Origin of the sequence: Streptomyces sp. NPDC056734 (genome assembly GCF_042790455.1) — a bacterium.
GTDB lineage: Bacteria > Actinomycetota > Actinomycetes > Streptomycetales > Streptomycetaceae > Streptomyces.
Window position 1 is genome coordinate 1 of the sequence record NZ_JBHTZD010000008.1, and the last position, 18,811, is coordinate 18,811.

At 67.8% G+C, this 18,811-nt stretch carries 22 protein-coding genes; 15 read left to right on the forward strand and 7 right to left on the reverse strand.

Features of this window, described 5'->3' with window-relative positions; genetic code table 11:
- Positions 1–133: 133 nt before the first annotated feature.
- Complete coding sequence (gene ychF / locus ACFRFC_RS13800; RefSeq protein ID WP_382684796.1) at positions 134–1,222, reverse strand: redox-regulated ATPase YchF; 1,089 nt, start codon at positions 1,220–1,222, stop codon at positions 134–136.
- A 248-nt stretch (positions 1,223–1,470) separates the two neighbouring features.
- On the opposite strand from ychF, the gene ACFRFC_RS13805 reads away from it, so the two are divergent.
- Complete coding sequence (locus ACFRFC_RS13805; protein WP_382684794.1) at positions 1,471–2,157, forward strand: DUF6542 domain-containing protein; 687 nt, start codon at positions 1,471–1,473, stop codon at positions 2,155–2,157.
- A gap of 39 nt (positions 2,158–2,196) precedes the next feature.
- On the opposite strand, the gene ppgK is transcribed toward ACFRFC_RS13805, so the two are convergent.
- Both ppgK and ACFRFC_RS13815 read right to left on the reverse strand, forming a co-directional pair.
- Entirely contained in the window at positions 2,197–2,943 is a 747-nt protein-coding gene (gene ppgK, locus ACFRFC_RS13810) for a polyphosphate--glucose phosphotransferase (protein ID WP_382684792.1), read from the reverse strand.
- 177 nt (positions 2,944–3,120) lie between these two features.
- Entirely contained in the window at positions 3,121–4,134 is a 1,014-nt protein-coding gene (locus tag ACFRFC_RS13815) for a 4-hydroxy-3-methylbut-2-enyl diphosphate reductase (protein WP_382684789.1), read from the reverse strand.
- Between the two features lie 126 nt (positions 4,135–4,260).
- Between ACFRFC_RS13815 and ACFRFC_RS13820 the strand changes: the two genes are divergently transcribed.
- The 4 genes from ACFRFC_RS13820 (at position 4,261) to ACFRFC_RS13835 (ending at position 8,078) form a co-directional block, all read left to right on the forward strand.
- On the forward strand, positions 4,261–5,634 hold the full coding sequence (locus tag ACFRFC_RS13820) for an APC family permease (RefSeq protein ID WP_382684787.1): 1,374 nt from the start codon (positions 4,261–4,263) through the stop codon (positions 5,632–5,634).
- Between the two features lie 184 nt (positions 5,635–5,818).
- Positions 5,819–7,051, forward strand: coding sequence for an exodeoxyribonuclease VII large subunit (gene xseA, locus ACFRFC_RS13825; protein ID WP_382684785.1), 1,233 nt, complete (start codon positions 5,819–5,821; stop codon positions 7,049–7,051).
- Positions 7,048–7,269, forward strand: coding sequence for an exodeoxyribonuclease VII small subunit (locus ACFRFC_RS13830; RefSeq protein WP_382684783.1), 222 nt, complete (start codon positions 7,048–7,050; stop codon positions 7,267–7,269). Before xseA ends, ACFRFC_RS13830 begins: the two co-directional genes overlap by 4 nt.
- A gap of 218 nt (positions 7,270–7,487) precedes the next feature.
- Positions 7,488–8,078, forward strand: coding sequence for a malonic semialdehyde reductase (locus ACFRFC_RS13835; protein WP_382684780.1), 591 nt, complete (start codon positions 7,488–7,490; stop codon positions 8,076–8,078).
- Positions 8,079–8,228: 150 nt separating this feature from the next.
- Here ACFRFC_RS13835 and ACFRFC_RS13840 read toward each other — a convergent pair whose 3' ends face one another.
- Positions 8,229–8,753, reverse strand: a complete 525-nt coding sequence (locus ACFRFC_RS13840; protein WP_382684777.1) for a DUF4245 domain-containing protein — start codon at positions 8,751–8,753, stop codon at positions 8,229–8,231.
- Positions 8,754–8,879: 126 nt separating this feature from the next.
- On the opposite strand from ACFRFC_RS13840, the gene glpX reads away from it, so the two are divergent.
- On the forward strand, positions 8,880–9,911 hold the full coding sequence (glpX, locus tag ACFRFC_RS13845) for a class II fructose-bisphosphatase (protein WP_382684775.1): 1,032 nt from the start codon (positions 8,880–8,882) through the stop codon (positions 9,909–9,911).
- An 88-nt stretch (positions 9,912–9,999) separates the two neighbouring features.
- Here the strand turns inward: glpX and ACFRFC_RS13850 are convergent, their stop codons facing one another.
- Positions 10,000–10,377, reverse strand: a complete 378-nt coding sequence (locus tag ACFRFC_RS13850; RefSeq protein ID WP_382684773.1) for a WhiB family transcriptional regulator — start codon at positions 10,375–10,377, stop codon at positions 10,000–10,002.
- Between the two features lie 291 nt (positions 10,378–10,668).
- The gene (locus ACFRFC_RS13855; protein ID WP_382684771.1) at positions 10,669–11,418 is read right to left on the reverse strand and encodes a DUF1707 domain-containing protein; all 750 of its coding nucleotides are present in this window, start codon (positions 11,416–11,418) and stop codon (positions 10,669–10,671) included.
- A 156-nt stretch (positions 11,419–11,574) separates the two neighbouring features.
- Between ACFRFC_RS13855 and ACFRFC_RS13860 the strand changes: the two genes are divergently transcribed.
- From ACFRFC_RS13860 to ACFRFC_RS13890, 7 genes are all read left to right on the forward strand, one after another.
- Complete coding sequence (locus ACFRFC_RS13860; RefSeq protein WP_382684768.1) at positions 11,575–13,245, forward strand: fumarate hydratase; 1,671 nt, start codon at positions 11,575–11,577, stop codon at positions 13,243–13,245.
- Between the two features lie 241 nt (positions 13,246–13,486).
- Positions 13,487–13,693 (forward strand): hypothetical protein, encoded by a 207-nt coding sequence (locus ACFRFC_RS13865; RefSeq protein ID WP_382684766.1) that lies wholly within the window; start codon positions 13,487–13,489, stop codon positions 13,691–13,693.
- Positions 13,677–14,189, forward strand: a complete 513-nt coding sequence (locus tag ACFRFC_RS13870; RefSeq protein ID WP_382684764.1) for a DUF6879 family protein — start codon at positions 13,677–13,679, stop codon at positions 14,187–14,189. The genes ACFRFC_RS13865 and ACFRFC_RS13870 overlap by 17 nt, the downstream gene beginning before the upstream one ends.
- Positions 14,186–15,022, forward strand: coding sequence for a helix-turn-helix domain-containing protein (locus tag ACFRFC_RS13875; RefSeq protein WP_382684761.1), 837 nt, complete (start codon positions 14,186–14,188; stop codon positions 15,020–15,022). Before ACFRFC_RS13870 ends, ACFRFC_RS13875 begins: the two co-directional genes overlap by 4 nt.
- Positions 15,023–15,053: 31 nt before the next feature.
- Positions 15,054–15,671, forward strand: a complete 618-nt coding sequence (locus ACFRFC_RS13880) for a DUF5753 domain-containing protein (RefSeq protein WP_382684758.1) — start codon at positions 15,054–15,056, stop codon at positions 15,669–15,671.
- Positions 15,672–16,016: 345 nt separating this feature from the next.
- Entirely contained in the window at positions 16,017–16,226 is a 210-nt protein-coding gene (locus tag ACFRFC_RS13885) for a DUF397 domain-containing protein (RefSeq protein ID WP_382684755.1), read from the forward strand.
- Positions 16,227–16,307: 81 nt separating this feature from the next.
- Positions 16,308–16,775 carry a hypothetical protein gene (locus ACFRFC_RS13890; RefSeq protein WP_382684753.1) on the forward strand — a complete coding sequence of 156 codons (468 nt, stop codon included), beginning with the start codon at positions 16,308–16,310 and terminating at the stop codon, positions 16,773–16,775.
- A 250-nt stretch (positions 16,776–17,025) separates the two neighbouring features.
- Here ACFRFC_RS13890 and ACFRFC_RS13895 read toward each other — a convergent pair whose 3' ends face one another.
- Positions 17,026–17,205 carry a hypothetical protein gene (locus ACFRFC_RS13895; RefSeq protein WP_382684750.1) on the reverse strand — a complete coding sequence of 60 codons (180 nt, stop codon included), beginning with the start codon at positions 17,203–17,205 and terminating at the stop codon, positions 17,026–17,028.
- Positions 17,206–17,725: 520 nt separating this feature from the next.
- On the opposite strand from ACFRFC_RS13895, the gene ACFRFC_RS13900 reads away from it, so the two are divergent.
- Both ACFRFC_RS13900 and ACFRFC_RS13905 read left to right on the forward strand, forming a co-directional pair.
- On the forward strand, positions 17,726–18,613 hold the full coding sequence (locus ACFRFC_RS13900) for a helix-turn-helix domain-containing protein (RefSeq protein WP_382684747.1): 888 nt from the start codon (positions 17,726–17,728) through the stop codon (positions 18,611–18,613).
- On the forward strand, positions 18,600–18,806 hold the full coding sequence (locus tag ACFRFC_RS13905; protein ID WP_382684744.1) for a DUF397 domain-containing protein: 207 nt from the start codon (positions 18,600–18,602) through the stop codon (positions 18,804–18,806). Before ACFRFC_RS13900 ends, ACFRFC_RS13905 begins: the two co-directional genes overlap by 14 nt.
- The last annotated feature ends 5 nt before the right edge of the window (positions 18,807–18,811 follow it).

Here is an 18,811-nt window from a genome sequence, read left to right on the forward strand (position 1 = left end):
TACCTGACATCACGTCAGAAAAACCACCAGCATCCATCCAGCACGGCAACGACGAAGGGGGCGGACTCAATGGAGTCCGCCCCCTTCCGACCTGCATATTTGATGAATCAAGCCATGTGGAGTACGCGTGCAACTACACGTTGAAGCGAAACTCCACCACATCCCCATCCCGCATCACATACTCCTTCCCCTCCATCCGAGCCTTCCCCTTGGCCCGTGCCTCCGCCACCGACCCCGTCTCCACCAGGTCGGTGAAGGAGATGACCTCCGCCTTGATGAAGCCCTTCTGGAAGTCGGTGTGGATGACACCGGCGGCCTCGGGGGCGGTGGCGCCCTTCTTGATGGTCCAGGCTCGGGATTCCTTGGGGCCTGCGGTGAGGTAGGTCTGGAGGCCGAGGGTGGTGAAGCCGACGCGGGCGAGGGTGGCGAGGCCGGGCTCCTCGGCGCCCACGGACTCCAGGAGTTCCATGGCGTCGGCCTCGTCCAGTTCCGCGAGGTCCGCCTCCAGCTTGGCGTTGAGGAAGATCGCCTCGGCGGGGGCGACCAGCGCGCGCTGGGCGTCCTTGAAGGTCTCGTCGACCAGTTCGTCCTCGTCGACGTTGAAGACGTAGAGGAAGGGCTTCGCCGTCAGGAGGTGCAGGTCGTGCAGCGGCTCGGCGCGCTCGCTGCCCTGCACGATGCCGTGCGCGAAGAGCGTGTCGCCCCGCTCCAGGATGCCCTGGGCCTCCTCGACCGCCTTGACCTTCGGCGCGAGGTCCTTCTTGATCCTGGACTCCTTCTGGAGGCGCGGGAGGACCTTCTCGATGGTCTGGAGGTCGGCCAGGATCAGCTCGGTGTTGATCGTCTCGATGTCGTCCTTCGGGGAGACCTTGCCGTCGACATGGACGACGTTCTCGTCCTTGAAGGCACGGATGACCTGGCAGATCGCGTCGGACTCACGGATGTTCGCCAGGAACTTGTTGCCCAGCCCCTCGCCCTCCGACGCGCCCCGCACGATCCCCGCGATGTCGACGAAGTCCACCGTCGCCGGCAGCACCCGCGCGGAACCGAAGATCTCCGCCAGCTTCGCGAGCCGGGCGTCGGGGACGCCGACCACGCCCACATTCGGCTCGATCGTGGCGAACGGGTAGTTGGCCGCGAGCACGTCGTTCTTGGTCAGGGCGTTGAACAGGGTCGACTTGCCGACATTCGGCAGACCGACGATTCCGATCGTGAGCGACACGTTGCGTCTTCCCGTGGGTGAGAGGGTCTGGAGGGCCTAGGGGACTTCGAGGGTCCATGGTTCGAGGGTTCGGAGAGCTTGGAGGAGACGGGGCCTGCGGGCCGGCCTGGCCGGCACCTGCTGGCCGATCCACCAGTCTACGGGGTGCCCCCCAACCCCCCGACGCCCCGTTCGAACGCTAGGCCAAGCTCTCCCCACCGGCGTGTCTGTCGGCCTATTCGGCACATAAACCGACCAAAGTTGGTCCGGTGGAGCAACACAGGACGCGCCCCCCTCAGTCCGGCCGGACCGGCCAGTCCGCCCAGCCCGGCCGGCCGAGCCGAACCGGCAGGTCCGAGCCGCGCCGGGTGCCGCCGCTGCCGCCCCAGGCGGGCCGGGACTCCCCCGCCCGCCCGGACGGCCCCCCGCGCCCGGCACCGCCCCGGGCCCGGTCCTCCGGGAGCGGCACCGCCCGCGACCGTGCCCCACAGCGCCGCCCGGCCGCCCTGCGGCGTCCCCCTCCCCCACCGGCCGGCACACCCGCGCGCCGCTTCCCCGACCCCCGCCTGACCGGGCTCGGCGCCGGGCTGTTCTGCACGGCCGTGATGCTCACCCTCGCCTTCCTCATCGGCCTGCTGTTCGACAGCTCGGTGACGGCGTACGGAGTGCTGTTCCTGCCCGTGTGCGCGCTGACCGCGCTGTGGGTACGGCCCGGCGATCTGGTGACCGCGCCCGTCGTCGTGCCGATCGCCTTCGCCGTCGGGCTGCTGCCCATCGCCGAGGGCGACGGTGTCTTCCCCCGGCTGATGGGCCTGTTCACCGCCCTCGCCACCGAGGCCGGCTGGCTCTACGGCGGCACCCTGATCGCCGGGTCCATCGCGACCGTACGGAAGGTACGGCTCATGGCGCGGCGGCGGGCGGGCGCCGCGCGGCGCCGGGTGCCCGCCGGTCAGTGAGCGACAGGCCCCGCCGGTCACGGACCGGCGGGGCCCCGGCTACTCCGCCTTCGCCGCCCGCATCGCCGCCCCCACGATCCCCGCGTTGTTCTGCAACTGGGCCGGCACGATCTCCGCCTGGATGCCCTCGATGAAGTGCAGGAACTTGTCGGACTTACGGCTCACCCCGCCGCCGATGATGAACAGCTCGGGCGAGAACAGCATCTCCACATGGGCGAGGTACTTCTGGACCCGGCCCGCCCAGTGCTCCCACGTCAGTTCGTGGTCCTCCTTGGCCTTGCTGGAGGCGCGCTTCTCGGCGTCATGGCCGTGCAGCTCCAGATGACCCAGCTCGGTGTTGGGCACGAGCACACCGTCGACGAAGACGGCACTGCCGATGCCGGTGCCGAAGGTGAGGAGGATGACCGTGCCCTGCCGGTCGCGCCCGGCGCCGAAGGCCAGCTCGGCGACGCCCGCCGCGTCCGCGTCATTGACCACCGTCACCGGCAGCCCGTCGAGCACCCCGCTGAACAACGCCCGCGCGTCCGTGTCGATCCAGCTCTTGTCCACATTGGCCGCCGTACGGACCGTATGACCGCCGGTGACCACACCCGGGAAGGTCAGCCCGACCGGGCCCGTCCAGCCGAAGTGCCCCACGACCTGCCGCACCCCGTCCGCCACGCCGTCGGGCGTCGCCGGGTGCGGGGTGAGCACCTTGAAACGCTCCTCGGCCAGCTCGCCTCTGTCGAGATCCACAGGGGCGCCTTTGATGCCGGATCCGCCGATGTCCACGCCGAAGATCTGCATGGCTCCACGTTACGACGGACCACTGACAGTCACTCCCCGGATGATCCGGATGATCTGGATGGTCTGGATGATCCAGCCCATCTAACGAGTGGATGAGCTGGATCCTCTACTGGACGACCCGGACGACCTGGACGACCTGGACGGCGTCACCGGCAACCCCACCCCCACGACCACCGGCTACTCCCCCGCCCCCGCCCCACCCCGCTCCGCCACCAGCGCCGCCGCCTCCTCGCGCAGGTCCCGGCGCAGCTCCTTCGGCAGCGAGAAGATGATCGACTCCTCGGCGGCCTTGACCAGCTCCACGTCCCCGTACCCGCGCCGGGACAGAAACTCCAGGACCTCCTCGACCAGCACATCCGGCACGGACGCGCCCGAGGTGACGCCGACCGTGGTCACGCCCTCCAGCCACGCCTCGTCGATCTCGCTGGCGAAGTCCACGAGGTACGCGGCGCGGGCGCCGGCCAGCTTGGCGACCTCGACCAGCCGCACGGAGTTGGAGGAGTTGCGGGAGCCGACCACGATGACCAGCTCGGCCTCGGCGCCCATCTGCTTCACGGCCAGCTGGCGGTTCTGCGTCGCGTAGCAGATGTCGTCGCTGGGCGGGGAGATGAGCTGCGGGAACTTCTGCTTCAGGGCGTCGACGGTCTCCATGGTCTCGTCCACGGAGAGGGTGGTCTGGGACAGCCAGACGACCTTCGACTCGTCCCGCACCTCGACCTTGGCGACATCCTCGGGCCCATCCACGAGCTGGATGTGGTCGGGGGCCTCGCCGGAGGTGCCGATGACCTCCTCGTGGCCCTCGTGGCCGATCAGCAGGATGTCGTAGTCGTCCTGGGCGAAGCGGACGGCTTCCTTGTGGACCTTGGTGACCAGCGGGCAGGTCGCGTCGATGGTGGCCAGCCGGCCGCGCGCGGCCTCCTCGTGCACGACGGGGGCCACGCCGTGCGCGGAGAACATCACGATGCTCCCCTCGGGGACCTCCTCCGTCCGCTCGACGAAGACGGCGCCTTTCCGCTCCAGGGTCTGCACGACGTACTTGTTGTGCACGATCTCGTGCCGGACATAGATCGGGGCCCCGTACTGCTCCAGGGCTTTCTCGACGGCGATCACCGCGCGGTCCACGCCCGCGCAGTAGCCACGGGGGGCGGCGAGCAGGACACGGCGGCCAGTCGAAGCAGTCATGCGAACCATCGTACGGGGGCGTTCGGCGGGTCTGGATCGTGTCGGTGGCGGATCACCGGGAGACTGGCCCCGAGCCGGGCGGGGTGCCGCGCGACGCGGCTTTTCGCCCGGTTGGTCCGACTCGCGGAGGAACTGATGTCCGACACCGGCACCACCGCTCCCCCGGCCGACGAGCAGCACCGGCTGCGGCGCAGTCTCGGCTTCCGGGACCTGGTCGTCTACGGCCTGTTGTTCATCGCCCCCATGGCGCCCGTCGGCATCTTCGGCACCCTGGACGCCCGCTCGCACGGGGCGGTCGCGCTGGTGTACGTCGTGGCGACGATCGCCATGGCGTTCACCGCGTTCAGCTACGCGCAGATGGTGCGGGTGGTGCCGCTGGCGGGCTCGGTGTTCGCCTACGCGCGCGTGGCGCTCGGCAGGGACGTCGGTTTCATCGCCGGCTGGATGGCGATGCTGGACTATCTCCTCATCCCGGCGGTCGCCTATCTCTTCTCCGGGATCGCCATGGAGGCGCTCGTCCCGGAGGTCTCGCGCTGGATCTGGACGGCGATCGCCGTCGTGATCACGACGCTGCTGAATCTGTGGGGCGTACGGGCCGCCGCGCGGGTGGGCTTCGCGGTGCTGGTGCTGGAGATCGTCGTCCTGCTGGTGTTCGTGGTGGCGGCGATCGTGGTGCTGGCGCGGGACGGGGCCGAGCGGGGGTGGCTGTCGCCGCTGTCGGGGGACGGCTCGCAAGGGGCGTTCGCGCTGTCGGCGGTGCTGGGCGCGGTGTCGGTGGCGGTGCTGTCGTATCTGGGCTTCGACGCCATCGCCTCGTTCGCGGAGGAGGTGACCGGGGGCTCGAAAAAGGTCGCCCGCGCGGTGCTGTTCTGCCTCGCGCTCGCCGGGTTCCTCTTCATCGTCCAGACCTACCTGGTGGCCCTGCTGGAACCGACCACCTCGGCCGAACTGGCCGCCGACCCGAGCAGACAGGGTTCCGCCTTCTACGACGCCGTCGACGTGTCCGTCGGCACCTGGCTGCACGATCTCGTCGCCGTCAGCAAGGCGATCGGCGCGGCGTTCGCGGCGCTGGCCGGGCAGGCGGCGGCCGGGCGGCTGCTGTTCGCGATGGGCCGGGACCGTCGGCTGCCCCGGGCCCTGTCCAAGACGGACTCCGGGGTTCCGCGCCCGGCGCTGCTCTGCGCGGCCGTCATCACACTGGTCGCGGCGGTGTGGGCGGCCCGCGCGAGCGACGGCATGGACCATCTGGTGTCCGTGGTGGACATCGGCGCCCTCACCGCCTTCACGCTGCTGCACGCGAGCGTGGTGGCCTGGTTCGCCGTACGGCGCCGGGGTGGCCCGGTGAGCTGGTGGCGCCACGTCCTGATGCCGGTGCTGGGCGCGGCGATCACGATCGCGGTGATCGTGGAGGCAAGCGGCACGGCCCAGGCGGTGGGCGCGATCTGGCTGGGGGTGGGGTTGGCGGTGCTGGTGGCACAGAGGGGGCGCACGGGGGAGACCGGTGGGTAGCTGAGGTAGCTGAGGGACGGGCCACCCTGGTCACGCGGGTAAGCCCCAACCCCCAGGGGCGCGGGGAACTGCGCGACCAGCCCCCACCGCCCCGCACCCAACCGACAACCCGGCCCCCACCCCCACCCCCACCCCCACCTCCAGCACACCCGAACTGTCAGTCCCGCCCACTACGCTCACGCACATGGCCGTCAACACCTCCGCCGAGACCCCCCTCCCCGTAGGCGAGGTCTCGCGGCTCATCGGTAGCTGGATCGACCGGCTCGGGGCGGTATGGGTCGAGGGGCAGATCACCCAGCTGTCCCGCCGCCCCGGCGCCGGCGTCGTGTTCCTGACGCTGCGCGACCCGTCGTACGACATCTCGGTCGGCGTCACCTGCTACCGCCAGGTGTTCGACACCGTCGCGGACGTGGTGAGCGAGGGCGCCCGCGTCGTCGTCCTGGCGAAGCCGGAGTGGTACGCGCCGCGCGGCCAGCTGTCCCTGCGGGCCACCGAGATCCGTCCCGTCGGCGTCGGCGAGCTGCTCGCCCGCCTTGAGCAGCTGAAGAAGAAGCTCGCCGGCGAGGGCCTCTTCGCCCAAGACCGGAAGAAACCCCTCCCCTTCCTCCCCCAGCTCGTCGGCCTCGTCTGCGGCCGTGCCTCCGCAGCGGAGCGCGACGTACTGGAGAACGCCCGCCACCGCTGGCCCGCCGTCCGCTTCGAGGTGCGCAATGTCCCGGTGCAGGGCGTGCACGCCGTGCCGCAGGTCGTCCAGGCCGTGAAGGAGCTGGACGAGCACGCGGACGTGGACGTGATCGTCGTCGCCCGGGGCGGCGGCAGCGTGGAGGATCTGCTCCCGTTCTCCGACGAGCAGCTCGTCCGCGCGGTCGCCGCCTGCCGTACGCCCGTCGTCTCGGCGATCGGCCACGAGCCCGACACCCCGCTCCTGGACTACGTGGCGGACCTGCGCGCCTCGACCCCCACCGACGCCGCCAAGAAGGTCGTCCCGGACGTCGGCGAGGAGCTGGAGCGGGTACGGCAGCTGGCGGCCCGCGCCCGGCGCTGCGTGGAGGCGTACGTCGAGCGCGAGGAGCGCGGACTGGCGCAGGCGCTGGCCCGCCCGTCGATACAGGACCCGCACCGGATGATCGACGACCGCGCGGGCCAGCTGGACGCCCTGCTCGCCCGCGGCCGCCGTACCCTCGGCCATCTCCTCGACCGCGCCGACTCGGAGCTGACGCACACGCACGCGCGCGTGGTGGCCCTCTCCCCGGCGGCCACCCTGAAGCGCGGCTACGCGGTGCTCCAGAAGAGCGACGGCCATGTCGTACGGGACCCCGCGGAGGTCACGTCCGACGAGCCGCTGCGGGCCCGCGTGGCCGAGGGCGAATTCTCCGTACGTGTCGATGTCCTCGATGTCTCTAGGGTGGGCGAATGAGCAGCAAGGTGGATGAGGCGCCCGGCTACGAGCAGGCGCGCGACGAGCTGATCGAGGTCGTACGACGCCTGGAGGCGGGCGGTACGACGCTGGAGGAGTCCCTCGCTCTCTGGGAGCGCGGCGAGGAGCTGGCCAAGGTGTGCCGCCGCTGGCTGGAGGGCGCCCGCGCCCGGCTGGACGCGGCCCTCGCGCAGGACGAGGCGGGAGCAGAGGAGTAGGGACCTACAAGGACCTGACCTACCAAAGACCAACAGTGACCCACAGGACCTACCGGCCCCCGGACGCACCCAGACAGACGGACCACGGTCCGTTTATGTGAACCGGATCACGACACCCCGGTTTTGGTTGAACCTTGAAGCTTCTGCCGCGTAACGTCTTCGCCGTCAGCCGGTTGTTCCCCCCGGAACCGGACCCGCCGCGCCACAAGGAACCCCCCATGCCCCTCGTTCTTGACCCCACCGCCCAGGACCTGCTGTTCCGCGAGGCCCGCACCGCGAACACCTTCACCGACGAGCCCGTCACCGAAGAGCAGATGCAGGCGATCTACGACCTGGTCAAGTACGGCCCGACCTCCATGAACCAGTCCCCGCTGCGGATCACCCTGGTCCGCTCCGCCGAGGCCCGCGAGCGCCTGGTGCAGCACATGTCCAAGGGCAACCAGCCCAAGACCGCCACCGCCCCGCTGGTCGCGATCCTCTCCGCGGACAACGAGTTCCACCAGGAGATGCCGCAGCTCTTCCCGCACGCCCCGCAGGCCAAGGACACCGTCTTCGCCGACCGCGGGCTGCGCGAGAGCCAGGCCGCGCTCAACGCCTCCCTCCAGGCCGCGTACTTCATCATCGGCGTGCGCGCCGCGGGCCTGGCCGCCGGCCCGATGACCGGCTGCGACTTCGAGGGCGTGCGCAAGGAGTTCCTGGACGACGACCACACCCCGCTGATGGTGGTCAACATCGGCAACCCGGGCCCGGACGCCTGGTTCCCGCGCCTGCCGCGCCTGTCGTACGAGCAGGTCGTGACGACGGTCTGACCCGACCGGCACATACGCGGACGAAGGCCCCCGGAGCGGAAGGAGCGGCACCGGGGGCCTTCGCCATCCGCTCGGCCCCGAACAAAGCCCACGGGGACCGTCAGCCGGAGCCGTGAGCCGACAGGGACCGTCAGCCGGAGCCGGGAAGGGTCAGTCCAGCTTCAGCGACTGCGCCATCGTCGCCAGCTGCCCGAAGGACCCCGTGCCGATGACCATCGTCGTGGCGCCGTCCGCCCCGTCCAGGACCAGCGCGCTGTACCGGCCGCCGCTGTACTGGGTCCAGGTGCGGCCGTCGATGTCCTGGGTGACCTCGGTCTCGCTGCCGCCCTGGCTGGCGTCGTCGATGAACTTGGCGCGCGCCTGGGTGGACTGCTCGATCGCCACGTATTCACCGTCGGGCGCGTGGAAGCCGAGGTGCCAGGCTTCGCCGTCCTGCCCCTGGTAGCGGACGGAGGTCGGCTTCCAGGTGTCCGGGAGCCCCTCCGGCACTGCCACCGGGTACGACGCCGCGCGCTGGGCCGTCAGCAGCTCCACCCGGTAGTCCACCGGCTTGACGTCCGGTTCCGTGTCGTCGTGCGGGATGAAGAGATAGATGACCCATGCCGCCAGCACGATCACGCCCAGGGAGAGAATCATGTCCCGGGCCGTTTTCTGCTTGCCGTTCGTACCTGCCACGCCCCCTATCGTCGCAGGTACTCGCCCCGCTCATCCGTGGGGGGCCCTGCTCATTCTGTCGACCTGACGATAGAGTCGACGCCGAACCCTCATCCGGCCGTCGTCGTATCAGAAAGGTGCGTTCCGATGACCGAGCATCAAATGCCGTCCGAACTCGATGTCCCCTCCGAGGCCCCTGACCGCAACCTCGCCCTCGAACTGGTCCGGGTCACCGAGGCCGCGGCGATGGCCGCGGGCCGCTGGGTCGGCCGCGGGGACAAGAACGGAGCCGACGGTGCCGCGGTGCGCGCGATGCGCACCCTGGTGTCCACCGTGTCCATGAACGGCGTCGTCGTCATCGGCGAAGGCGAGAAGGACGAGGCCCCGATGCTCTTCAACGGGGAGCGGGTCGGCGACGGCACGGGCCCCGAGTGCGACATCGCGGTCGACCCGATCGACGGTACGACGCTGACGGCCAAGGGCATGCCGAACGCGATCGCCGTGCTGGCCGCCGCAGAGCGCGGGTCGATGTTCGACCCATCGGCCGTGTTCTACATGGACAAACTGGTCACCGGTCCCGAGGCCGCGGAGTTCGTGGACATCGACGCCCCGGTGGCGGTGAACATCAAGCGGATCGCCAAGGCGAAGCGGCGCCAGCCGGAGGACGTGACGGTCGTCATCCTCGACCGGCCGCGCCACCAGAAGCTGATCGAGGAGGTCCGGGAGGCGGGCGCCCGTATCAAGCTGATCTCGGACGGCGATGTCGCCGGTTCGATCTACGCGCTGCGCGAGGGCACCGGCGTGGATCTGCTGCTCGGCGTGGGCGGCACGCCGGAGGGGATCATCTCGGCCTGTGCCGTGAAGTGCCTCGGCGGAACCATCCAGGGCAAGCTGTGGCCCAAGGACGACGAGGAGCGGCAGCGGGCGATCGACGCCGGGCACGATCTGGACCGGGTGCTGACCACCGACGACCTGGTGTCCGGGGAGAACGTGTTCTTCGTCGCCACCGGGATCACGGACGGGGAGCTGCTCCAGGGGGTGCGGTACCGGTCGGAGACCGCGACCACCGAGTCGATCGTGATGCGGTCGAAGTCGGGGACCGTACGGAAGATCGAGTCCGAGCACCGGCTCAGCAAGCTGCGGGCCTACAGCGCCGTGGACTTCGGGCGGGCCAAGTAGCACCAGCGAGCAGCACATACCGACAGCCCGCCGGCGGCGGCTGCCGGCAGGGAGCGTCCCCGGTGCGGAGGGGGCGCTCCCTGCCGGGTCAGCCGGCTTGCGCTATGCGGCCCGCCGCCCCGGCCGTCTTCGTCAGTTCCATCTCGCGGCGGCGCCGCCTGGCCAGCACGACCCGGCGCTCGGCGGCGGTGAGGCCGCCCCAGACGCCGTACGGCTCGGGCTGGAGCAGCGCGTGCTCGCGGCACTCGACCATGACGGGACAGCGGGCGCAGACCCGCTTGGCGGCCTCCTCGCGGGAGAGCCGGGCGGCGGTGGGTTCCTTGGAGGGTGCGAAAAACAGCCCTGCCTCGTCCCGCCGGCACACCGCTTCGGTGTGCCACGGGGCGTCTTGGTCCCTGTCTCGCGCTGGCACCCGCTGCGCCGGAACGGCAGCTACCTGCACGGACGAATGCGGCGGTTGCAGCACGGTCTACTCCTGACGACGGCTTCGCGAGCGAGAGACGATGCAGCAAGGTCTACCCGCTGTGCGCGCGCCTATGCAGGGAGTTCCCAACCCCGGGGAACCTGGCGGTTCTTGAGCGGTACGGCACCCGGACGCGTTCGTTTCGCGGCGGAAATTCACGACCGTCAATGATCGCGGGCGCCGACGCAAAGTCGGCCGCCGGGACTCGGGAACCCGGGCGGACGTGTACAGATACACCCACACCAAGGCATGTCCACACAACTCTGTGCGTACCGGCAACTCTGCGCGTACGGGTCACAGATACTTGCGCTGGACCTTCTCGACCTTGCGCTGCACCTTGTCGGCGATCTTGGCGATGTCGGCGACGAACTTGCCGCGCTTGGGCCGGGCCTCGATGCTGCCGAGCACGGCCCAGCCGTCGACGAAGACCACGGGGGCCTGCGGATCGCCCGAGTCGAGCGTGCGCACCTCGAAGCTGCCGAGCACTCCCCCGCCGTTGCCGCGCAGCGAGACATTCTCCGGGACCTTGATCTCGACGCTGCCGAAGACCGAGAACGCCTTGATCACGAGCTGCTGGTACTCGAAGAGGGCCTCGCTGAGGTCGATCTCGACGCTGCCGAAGACCGCGTAGGCGTGGATACGGCGGCCCGCGCGCCAGCGGCCCTTGCGCACGGCGCCGCTGAACACCGCGACGACGCTGTCGTCCGCCTCGGCGGGTATCGCGCCCTCGCTCGGGCGGCTCGGGGCCGCCGCGTACGCGCTCGCCGTGGGCTCCTGGTGGGCGCCCGGCAGATCGCGGATCAGCGGCTCCAGCTCGCCGACCGTCTTGGCCCGGTAGACCCCGTCGATCCGCTCGGAGTGCTCCTCGGCGGTCAGACGGCCCTCGGCCATGGCATCACGCAGGATGTCCGCGATCCGGTCGCGCTCGGCGTCGGAGGCGCGCAGCTCGGCGGGCGCGACCTCAGGGCTCGGACGGGAGCTGGGACTTGGACTGGGACTGGGACTGCTCGGCCTGGTCTGCCTGGTCTGCTTCTCAAGGTCCACGACAGCAGCGTACCCACACACGATAGATCGCGACACCCCGGGAGCCGGTGAACTGAGTCCTACCTCACCGACACGCTGTCGGTGGCACGTCCTACGCTGGGGAACGCTGCCAATGGATGCCAGCCGCTGTCCGCCGTGAGTGAGGAATAGGCCGAGATGCCTGAGTTCGCGTACACCGATCTGCTCCCGATGGGAGAGGACACCACTCCGTACCGGCTGGTGACCTCCGAGGGTGTCTCCACCTTCGAGGCCGACGGGCGCACCTTCCTCAAGGTCGAGCCGGAGGCGCTGCGCAAGCTCGCCGAGGAGGCGATCCATGACATCCAGCACTATCTGCGCCCCGCCCATCTCGCCCAGCTGCGCCGGATCATCGACGATCCGCAGGCGTCCGCGAACGACAAGTTCGTCGCGCTGGACCTGCTGAAGAACGCGAACATCGCGGCGGCGGGTGTGCTGCCGATGTGCCAGGACACGGGCACGGCGATCGTGATGGGCAAGCGCGGGCAGCAGGTGCTGACGGAGGGCGGCGACGAGGCGGCCCTGTCGCACGGCATCTATGACGCGTACACCCGGCTCAATCTCCGCTACTCCCAGATGGCCCCGCTGACCATGTGGGAGGAGAAGAACACGGGTTCGAACCTCCCGGCCCAGATCGAGCTGTACGCGGCCGACGGCGGCGCGTACAAGTTCCTGTTCATGGCCAAGGGCGGCGGCAGCGCCAACAAGTCGTTCCTGTACCAGGAGACGAAGGCGGTCCTCAACGAAGCCTCCATGATGAAGTTCCTGGAGGAGAAGATCCGTTCGCTGGGTACGGCGGCCTGTCCCCCGTACCACCTGGCGATCGTGGTCGGCGGTACGTCGGCGGAGTACGCGCTGAAGACCGCGAAGTACGCCTCCGCGCATTATCTGGACGAGATCCCGGCCGAGGGGTCGCCGCTGGGGCACGGCTTCCGGGACAAGGAGCTGGAGGAGAAGGTCTTCGAGCTGACGCAGCGGATCGGGATCGGGGCGCAGTTCGGGGGCAAGTACTTCTGCCATGACGTACGGGTCGTGCGCCTCCCCCGGCATGGCGCGTCCTGCCCGGTGGCGATCGCCGTGTCCTGCTCGGCGGACCGGCAGGCGGTCGCGAAGATCACGGCTGAGGGCGTCTTCCTGGAGCAGCTGGAGACCGACCCGGCGCGTTTCCTGCCGGAGACGACGGACGAGCACCTGGACGAGGCGTCCTCCGACGTGGTGCGCATCGACCTCAACCAGCCGATGCCCGACATCCTCGCCGAGCTGACCCGGTACCCGGTCAAGACCCGGCTGTCCCTGACCGGCCCGCTGGTCGTGGCCCGCGACATCGCGCACGCCAAGATCAAGGAGCGGCTGGACGCGGGTGAGGAGATGCCGCAGTACCTGAAGGACCACCCGGTGTACTACGCGGGCCCCGCGAAGACGCCCGAGGGCTACGCGTCGGGCTCCTTCGGCCCGACGACAGCCGGCCGAATGGACTCCTACGTGGAGCAGTTCCAGGCGGCCGGCGGCTCCAAGGTGATGCTCGCCAAGGGCAACCGCAGCAAGCAGGTCACCGACGCGTGCGACGCCCACGGCGGCTTCTACCTAGGCTCCATCGGCGGCCCGGCCGCCCGCCTCGCCCAGGACTGCATCAAGAAGGTCGAGGTCGTGGAGTACGAGGAGCTGGGCATGGAGGCGGTCTGGAAGATCGAGGTGGAGGATTTCCCGGCGTTCATCGTGGTGGACGACAAGGGCAACGACTTCTTCCAGGATCCTGCTCCGGCGCCTACGTTCACGAGTATTCCGGTGCGGGGGGCGGGGCTGGGGTGACGTAGCCGCGTAGACACCTACAGGGAGCCCTTGGCCGTCGGTCAGGGGCTTCTTGCCGTCCCGTCCCCACCCACGCTCACTCGCTCGCTCGCTCCAGGAACCACCAGGAACGCCGCGCACCATGGCCACCGGTCTACCCAACAACGTGCATAGTCACGTTGTGGCGTAGTAGCTACGCATAGCCAGCATCTACCGTGGGGGTCAAGGGCCTCAACAGAGGCCAGCCACAAGGAGGTTCGGCATGGCCCGCGAGGAACTCACCCGGCTTACCGGCAACGGTAACGGCGAATGCGGGGAAAAGGACTGCCCCAACGTCTATCGGACGGCTAGCGGCTCATTCATCGTCCAGGGCGACCATTCGGACGTCTTCCGGCCACCGCAAGGTGAGGCCCTGGTGGAGATCCCGGAAGCAGTTCTCAGGGAGGCTGTTCGTGCTCTTGGATGGTGACGAGTGGAACGCTTGCTTCGACACCATGCAGCGTGAGGCGTGGAGGTTGGAAACCCTCCCCGCCTACACAATGCCGCAGGAGGCCGAGAAACTGGCGCGATTCCTCGACGGAGAGAAATCACCGGACAACTATACGTCCGCCTGGATGGACGAAGTACGGCAGTGGCGAGGCGAAGGAAAAAGTGTCGGGCGAGTCCATATGCTCACGCACCCTCTGTCGGACTATCTCCGGTTCGAGTTCGAGTATTACTACCGCCATCACGTCACGGCCGGGGAGGAAATCCGTATCCTTGACGTGACCGATCGAACGAACCCCCTACCCGACGTACAAGATTTTTGGATGTTCGACCGCGCACATGTAGTGCTCATGAACTATCGGGAAGACGGAACGCAGATCAACCGAGAACTCCGCTCGGGTGATCCCGCACCGTTCGTCGAATACCAGCGAATCGCAGTCGCTGAGTCGGTTCCGTTCCTGGAGTACGTGAAGGAGTGACGTTCGAACCCGAGCAGCTGGGCCAGTCCAGCCAGGAACTGGCCTCGAAGCTCCGAGAACTGCGTAAGCAAGCCGGTCTCTCAGGAGTCCGGCTTGCTGTCCGCTGCAACATGCCTCAATCCAAGATCAGCCGGTTCGAAACCGGAAAGGCCCGCCCGTCGATTGTCGATGTCGAGCAAATCCTCAGAGCCGTTGAAGCCCCGCCGGAATTGGTCGCTCAGGTATCGGACCTCGCAAGGATGGCCCACACCGAGTGGCAGGATATTCGGAGCCTCCGCCGAAAGGGGCTCGATAAGAAACAGCAGGAACTAGCCGGCCTGGAGTCATCGACAACAGAATTCCGCTTCTTTCTGCTCTCTATGCTCACCGGGCTCCTCTCCACTCCTGAATATATTCGAGCCAGCCTGGCTCATTCTCCGGTGGACACCACTAAGACTGTTGCAAAAAAGCTTGAACGACAGCAGGTCCTCTTCGACACCTCAAAGCGATTCATGTTTATCTTGACGGAACAAGCGGTCAGATGGCCGCTGGTTGGCGCACCGGAGATGGCGATGCAGATCGACCGTCTTGTCTCGCTCTCTCGCCTGGCGAATATTCGACTGGGAGTGATCCCGATCAGCGGCCGTATACCGATAGCCCCGATGGACACGTTCACTATCTACGACGACACCTTGGCCACGTCAGAAAATACCGCCGGCGTCACGGCGTTTCGCGATCCCCGAGACATCGCAGCATACATGGAACTGTTCGGCACACTGGAGAGCTACGCACTATTCGAGGAAGAGGCTAGAGCCCAACTCGGAGAATGGGCCAGTCACTACCTGTCCAGATGATCGAAGCTCAGCTCAGGAAAGGGGCTTCAGGATGGCTCACGATGAATTGGCCACGGAATGGCAAGACCATTGGAATTCTCGCCACCGCGGTATCGATGAAAAGCAGAACGATCTAGCTCGCCTTGAGGTCGTCACGACAGAATTCAGGTTCTTTCTGCCGACGATGATCACAGGTCTACTGGCTACGCCCGACTACATCCGGGCAAGTCTTGCAAAACATTCCGAGGACACTTCCAAAGTCGTAGCAAAGAAACTAGAGCGCCAGCAGATCCTCACGAATCCATCAAAGGTCTTCACATTCCTACTGACCGAACAAGGAGTGCGCTGGCCTCTCACCACACCTACGGCCATGGCATTGCAACTCGATCGGCTGACTTCCGTATCACGCATTCCAAACGTACGACTAGGTGTGATCCCGCTCGGCACGGTCGGCCCCATCACCGAGACACCGCTCAGTGTATTTACCGTGTATGACCGGCGGCTGGTCAAAGTCGAGACCCATACAGGCGCACTGATCCTGCGGGACCACGAGGACGTAAGTGCATACCGGGAGGACTTTGCGCGCTACGAGTCCTACGCCGTCTACGGGGACGAATGTCGGGAACTCCTTTCCGAATGGGCAGAGATTTTTACCCGACAACGCGAATAATTCACTTATCGGTGCGTGACCCCTGCCATCCTTGCTGAGGCAAGACGGAATTCGCAGGGAGGCCGACGATATGAGTGCGACGACAGTGACAGACAGCACGGACGCACGGCAGTGGGAGTACGTCACCTACGCACCCCGGGGCGAGATGTGCCCTGCCTGTCTGAAATCCATTGAGCCGCTCGAACAGGTACGCCGAGGCTCCATCGAAAGACAGTCGGGGGCACCGTTCGTCATCTATCGGCATATCAAATGCCCGACGGAGTGACCGTCTTTCAGGACTTCCGTCCGCCACGGACGGGAGGCGGCTCTTTCCGGAGCCGTCAGCAGATCAGGAAGGGCACCACGATGACCGACCTGTACGGCCTCCCCATCGAGGGAGTCGCATTCTCGAAGGCATGCGGCGGCAACACCCACCCGGACGGCGAAGCCTGCGTGACGCTCGCGCGGATCGGGCCGGGTGCCTGGGCCATGGGTGACAGCAAGCGCCCCGACGCGGAGCCGCTCCGCTTCACCTCGGCGGAGCTGGACGCGGCGGGTATCGACCTATCCGCCTGATCCACAGCCCCACCCGGACACCGACGGCCCTGCCCTGCGCCGATGGGCAGGGCCGTCGCCCTCCCATGGAACGGAGCGGCAGTGCACCACCACGGTTACGCATGGCTCGGGGAGAAGCGGGCGTTCGACAAGGAGAGTGTCCGTCGGGCCCCGGGGCAGGCCCCGACCGGGAGCAGTGATCAGGAGGTGCGGGATCGGTACCGGGAAGCCGTGTCCCTCTTCCGGACTTCCGACCTGCCCCCGATCCAGACCGCGCACTGGCTGCTGAAGCCGTTGTCCGTGATCCGGGGGACATGGGAGGAGCCCAAGGAGGCCGGCGAGTGGCTGGCCCTCCAACTCGCCGGACTCGCCCCCCGATTCGCCTCCGAGGAAAACCGGGCGGCGACCCGGCTCGCCCTCCTGGCGAAAGCCGCCGTCGAGCGGCTCACGTGGGGTGGGGACGTGTCCCTCGGCCACTACCTGACAGGCACGGTCTTCCACTCCGTCGCCCTCGTGACGTGCTCCCCCAACCGTGCCGACCCCGGCCTTCCCTGCCCCACCTGCACGTGACCGATGCTGCCGCCTCCGTCCGGGCCCCCCAGTTGCTCGCGGCGCCGTTACCAGACACCCCTCGGGCCGTCGCCCGTCCGGCAGCGTGGGCAGCGACACGGGGGCCAGCGGAGGGAGTCGAGCACGATGGGGCCTGGGCCGGGCCGGTAGGTGCGGGGCGGGGTACGCCCTACGCGCTCGCCGTCCGGGGCCACCCGGTACGTCTCGATCGTCAGCCGGGAAGTGCCCGGCGCGGGCGGCGTACCAGCGTTCACCGCGCGCCCTCCCCGACCGGCACGTGGCAGGCGCAGGAGCAGCGCGGGACCAGTACGACCCCGCCGCGGTGCGCCAGCGACACGTCCGCCGTGCGGCGGCACCAGGTGTGCAGATCGGCGTACTCCGTCCGCTGTGCGACCGCGCATTCCGCCGACAGTTGCGGGTCCGCGCTCATCACGCCGTCCCTCCCCGGCTGGCGACGTACGGGCGGACCAGGGCGGTACCGGTGCCGTCGAACGGCGGATCAGCGAGGCCGTACGGAGACCGGTGCGCGGGAAGTCGTACGGCGGCGGCCGGGCAGGATGCGCGGTGGCACGGTAGGGAGGGCTCGGGGGCCGGGCGGACATCCGCCCTCCGCTTGCCGGTACCGGGCGCTAAAACGCCCAGCGCCCGCCTCAAGAACGTGTGGATAATACTCACCGTCATCAGCTCCTCTACGTAGCTGGTGGCCATGCCCCCGGACCGGTCGCACGGTCGCGGGGGTCCTTGCGTTGGCCGTCCTCCCCCTGCACATCGGGTGCCTGACGGTCCAACAGACATCAGCGTGCCCCTCAGCCCTACAACTTGCAAGACTTCATTTCGAGGTTCCACCTTGCGGGTGTCGTTTAGGCGTCCTTCATTGCGGAGCGAGCACAGCAATGCTTTCATTCCGAGTGCCAAGGGTGCTTCATACTGAGAGTGAGAAGGGGTGGCGGATGGCGGACGGACAGGCCGGATCGACCGTGCCGCGCAGACAGCTCGGCAGATTTCTGCGGGACCTGCGCAATCAGGCACGGCTGACGGTGCGTGCGGCGGCGCGGAAACTTGAGTGGTCCGAGGCAAAGATGTGGCGCATCGAGACCGGGCAGACCTCCTTGCGCAGCCATGACGTCGAGACCATGTGCAAGGTGTACGGCGCACCCGCCGGCCTCACCGAGGCGCTGATGGGCCTCGCCAAAGAGACGAAGTCGCGGGGCTGGTGGCACGCCTACGGTGACGTGATCCCTGAGGGCTTCGACCTTTTCATCGGATTGGAGGAGGCGGCATCACGGATCGACTGGTACGAAAGCGAGTTGATTCCCGGTCTGCTTCAGACTGAGGAATACGCGCGCACGGTCATGCGTGCCCACAACCCCGAAGAGGATGACAGCGAAATTGAACAGCGCGTCCATCTTCGTATCACCCGGCAAGTACTCCTCACCAGAGTCACCGACCCGCCAAGACTCGACGTCGTGCTCAACGAAGCTGTCTTGAGGCGACCGATCGGCGGAGCAGCAGTGATGGCGGGGCAACTTGCCCACTTGGTGCAGGTGGCGAGCTTGCCCAATGTGACCGTCAAGGTGGTCCCGTTCTCGGCAGGTCTCCACCTGGGTGTCATGTCAGGTCCGTTCGGGGTTCTACGCTTCCCGCTCAACGCGGATGGTAGTGAGACCGAGCCTCCGACGGTCTACGCGGACGGTTACACGGGCGATCTCTACTTGGACAAACCGAAGGAAGTTGAACGCTACGACGCGGCGTTCAAGAATATCTGGGAGACGGCGCTCAGTGCAGAGGTCTCGAAGCGTCTGATCTCCGAAGTGGCAGGGAGATATGCACAGGATTGATCCGACCGAAGCAGCATGGTTCAAGTCGAGCTACAGCAACGGACAGTCCGCTTGCGTAGAGATAGCGTTCGTGGGATCTGAAATCGTTCCCGTCCGCGATTCCAAGGCTCCGAACGGTCCGGCGCTCGCATTCAGGCCGAACGGCTGGTCGTCATTCGTCCGCGCGGTCAAGGGCGGACACCTGTCCGCCTGACACCC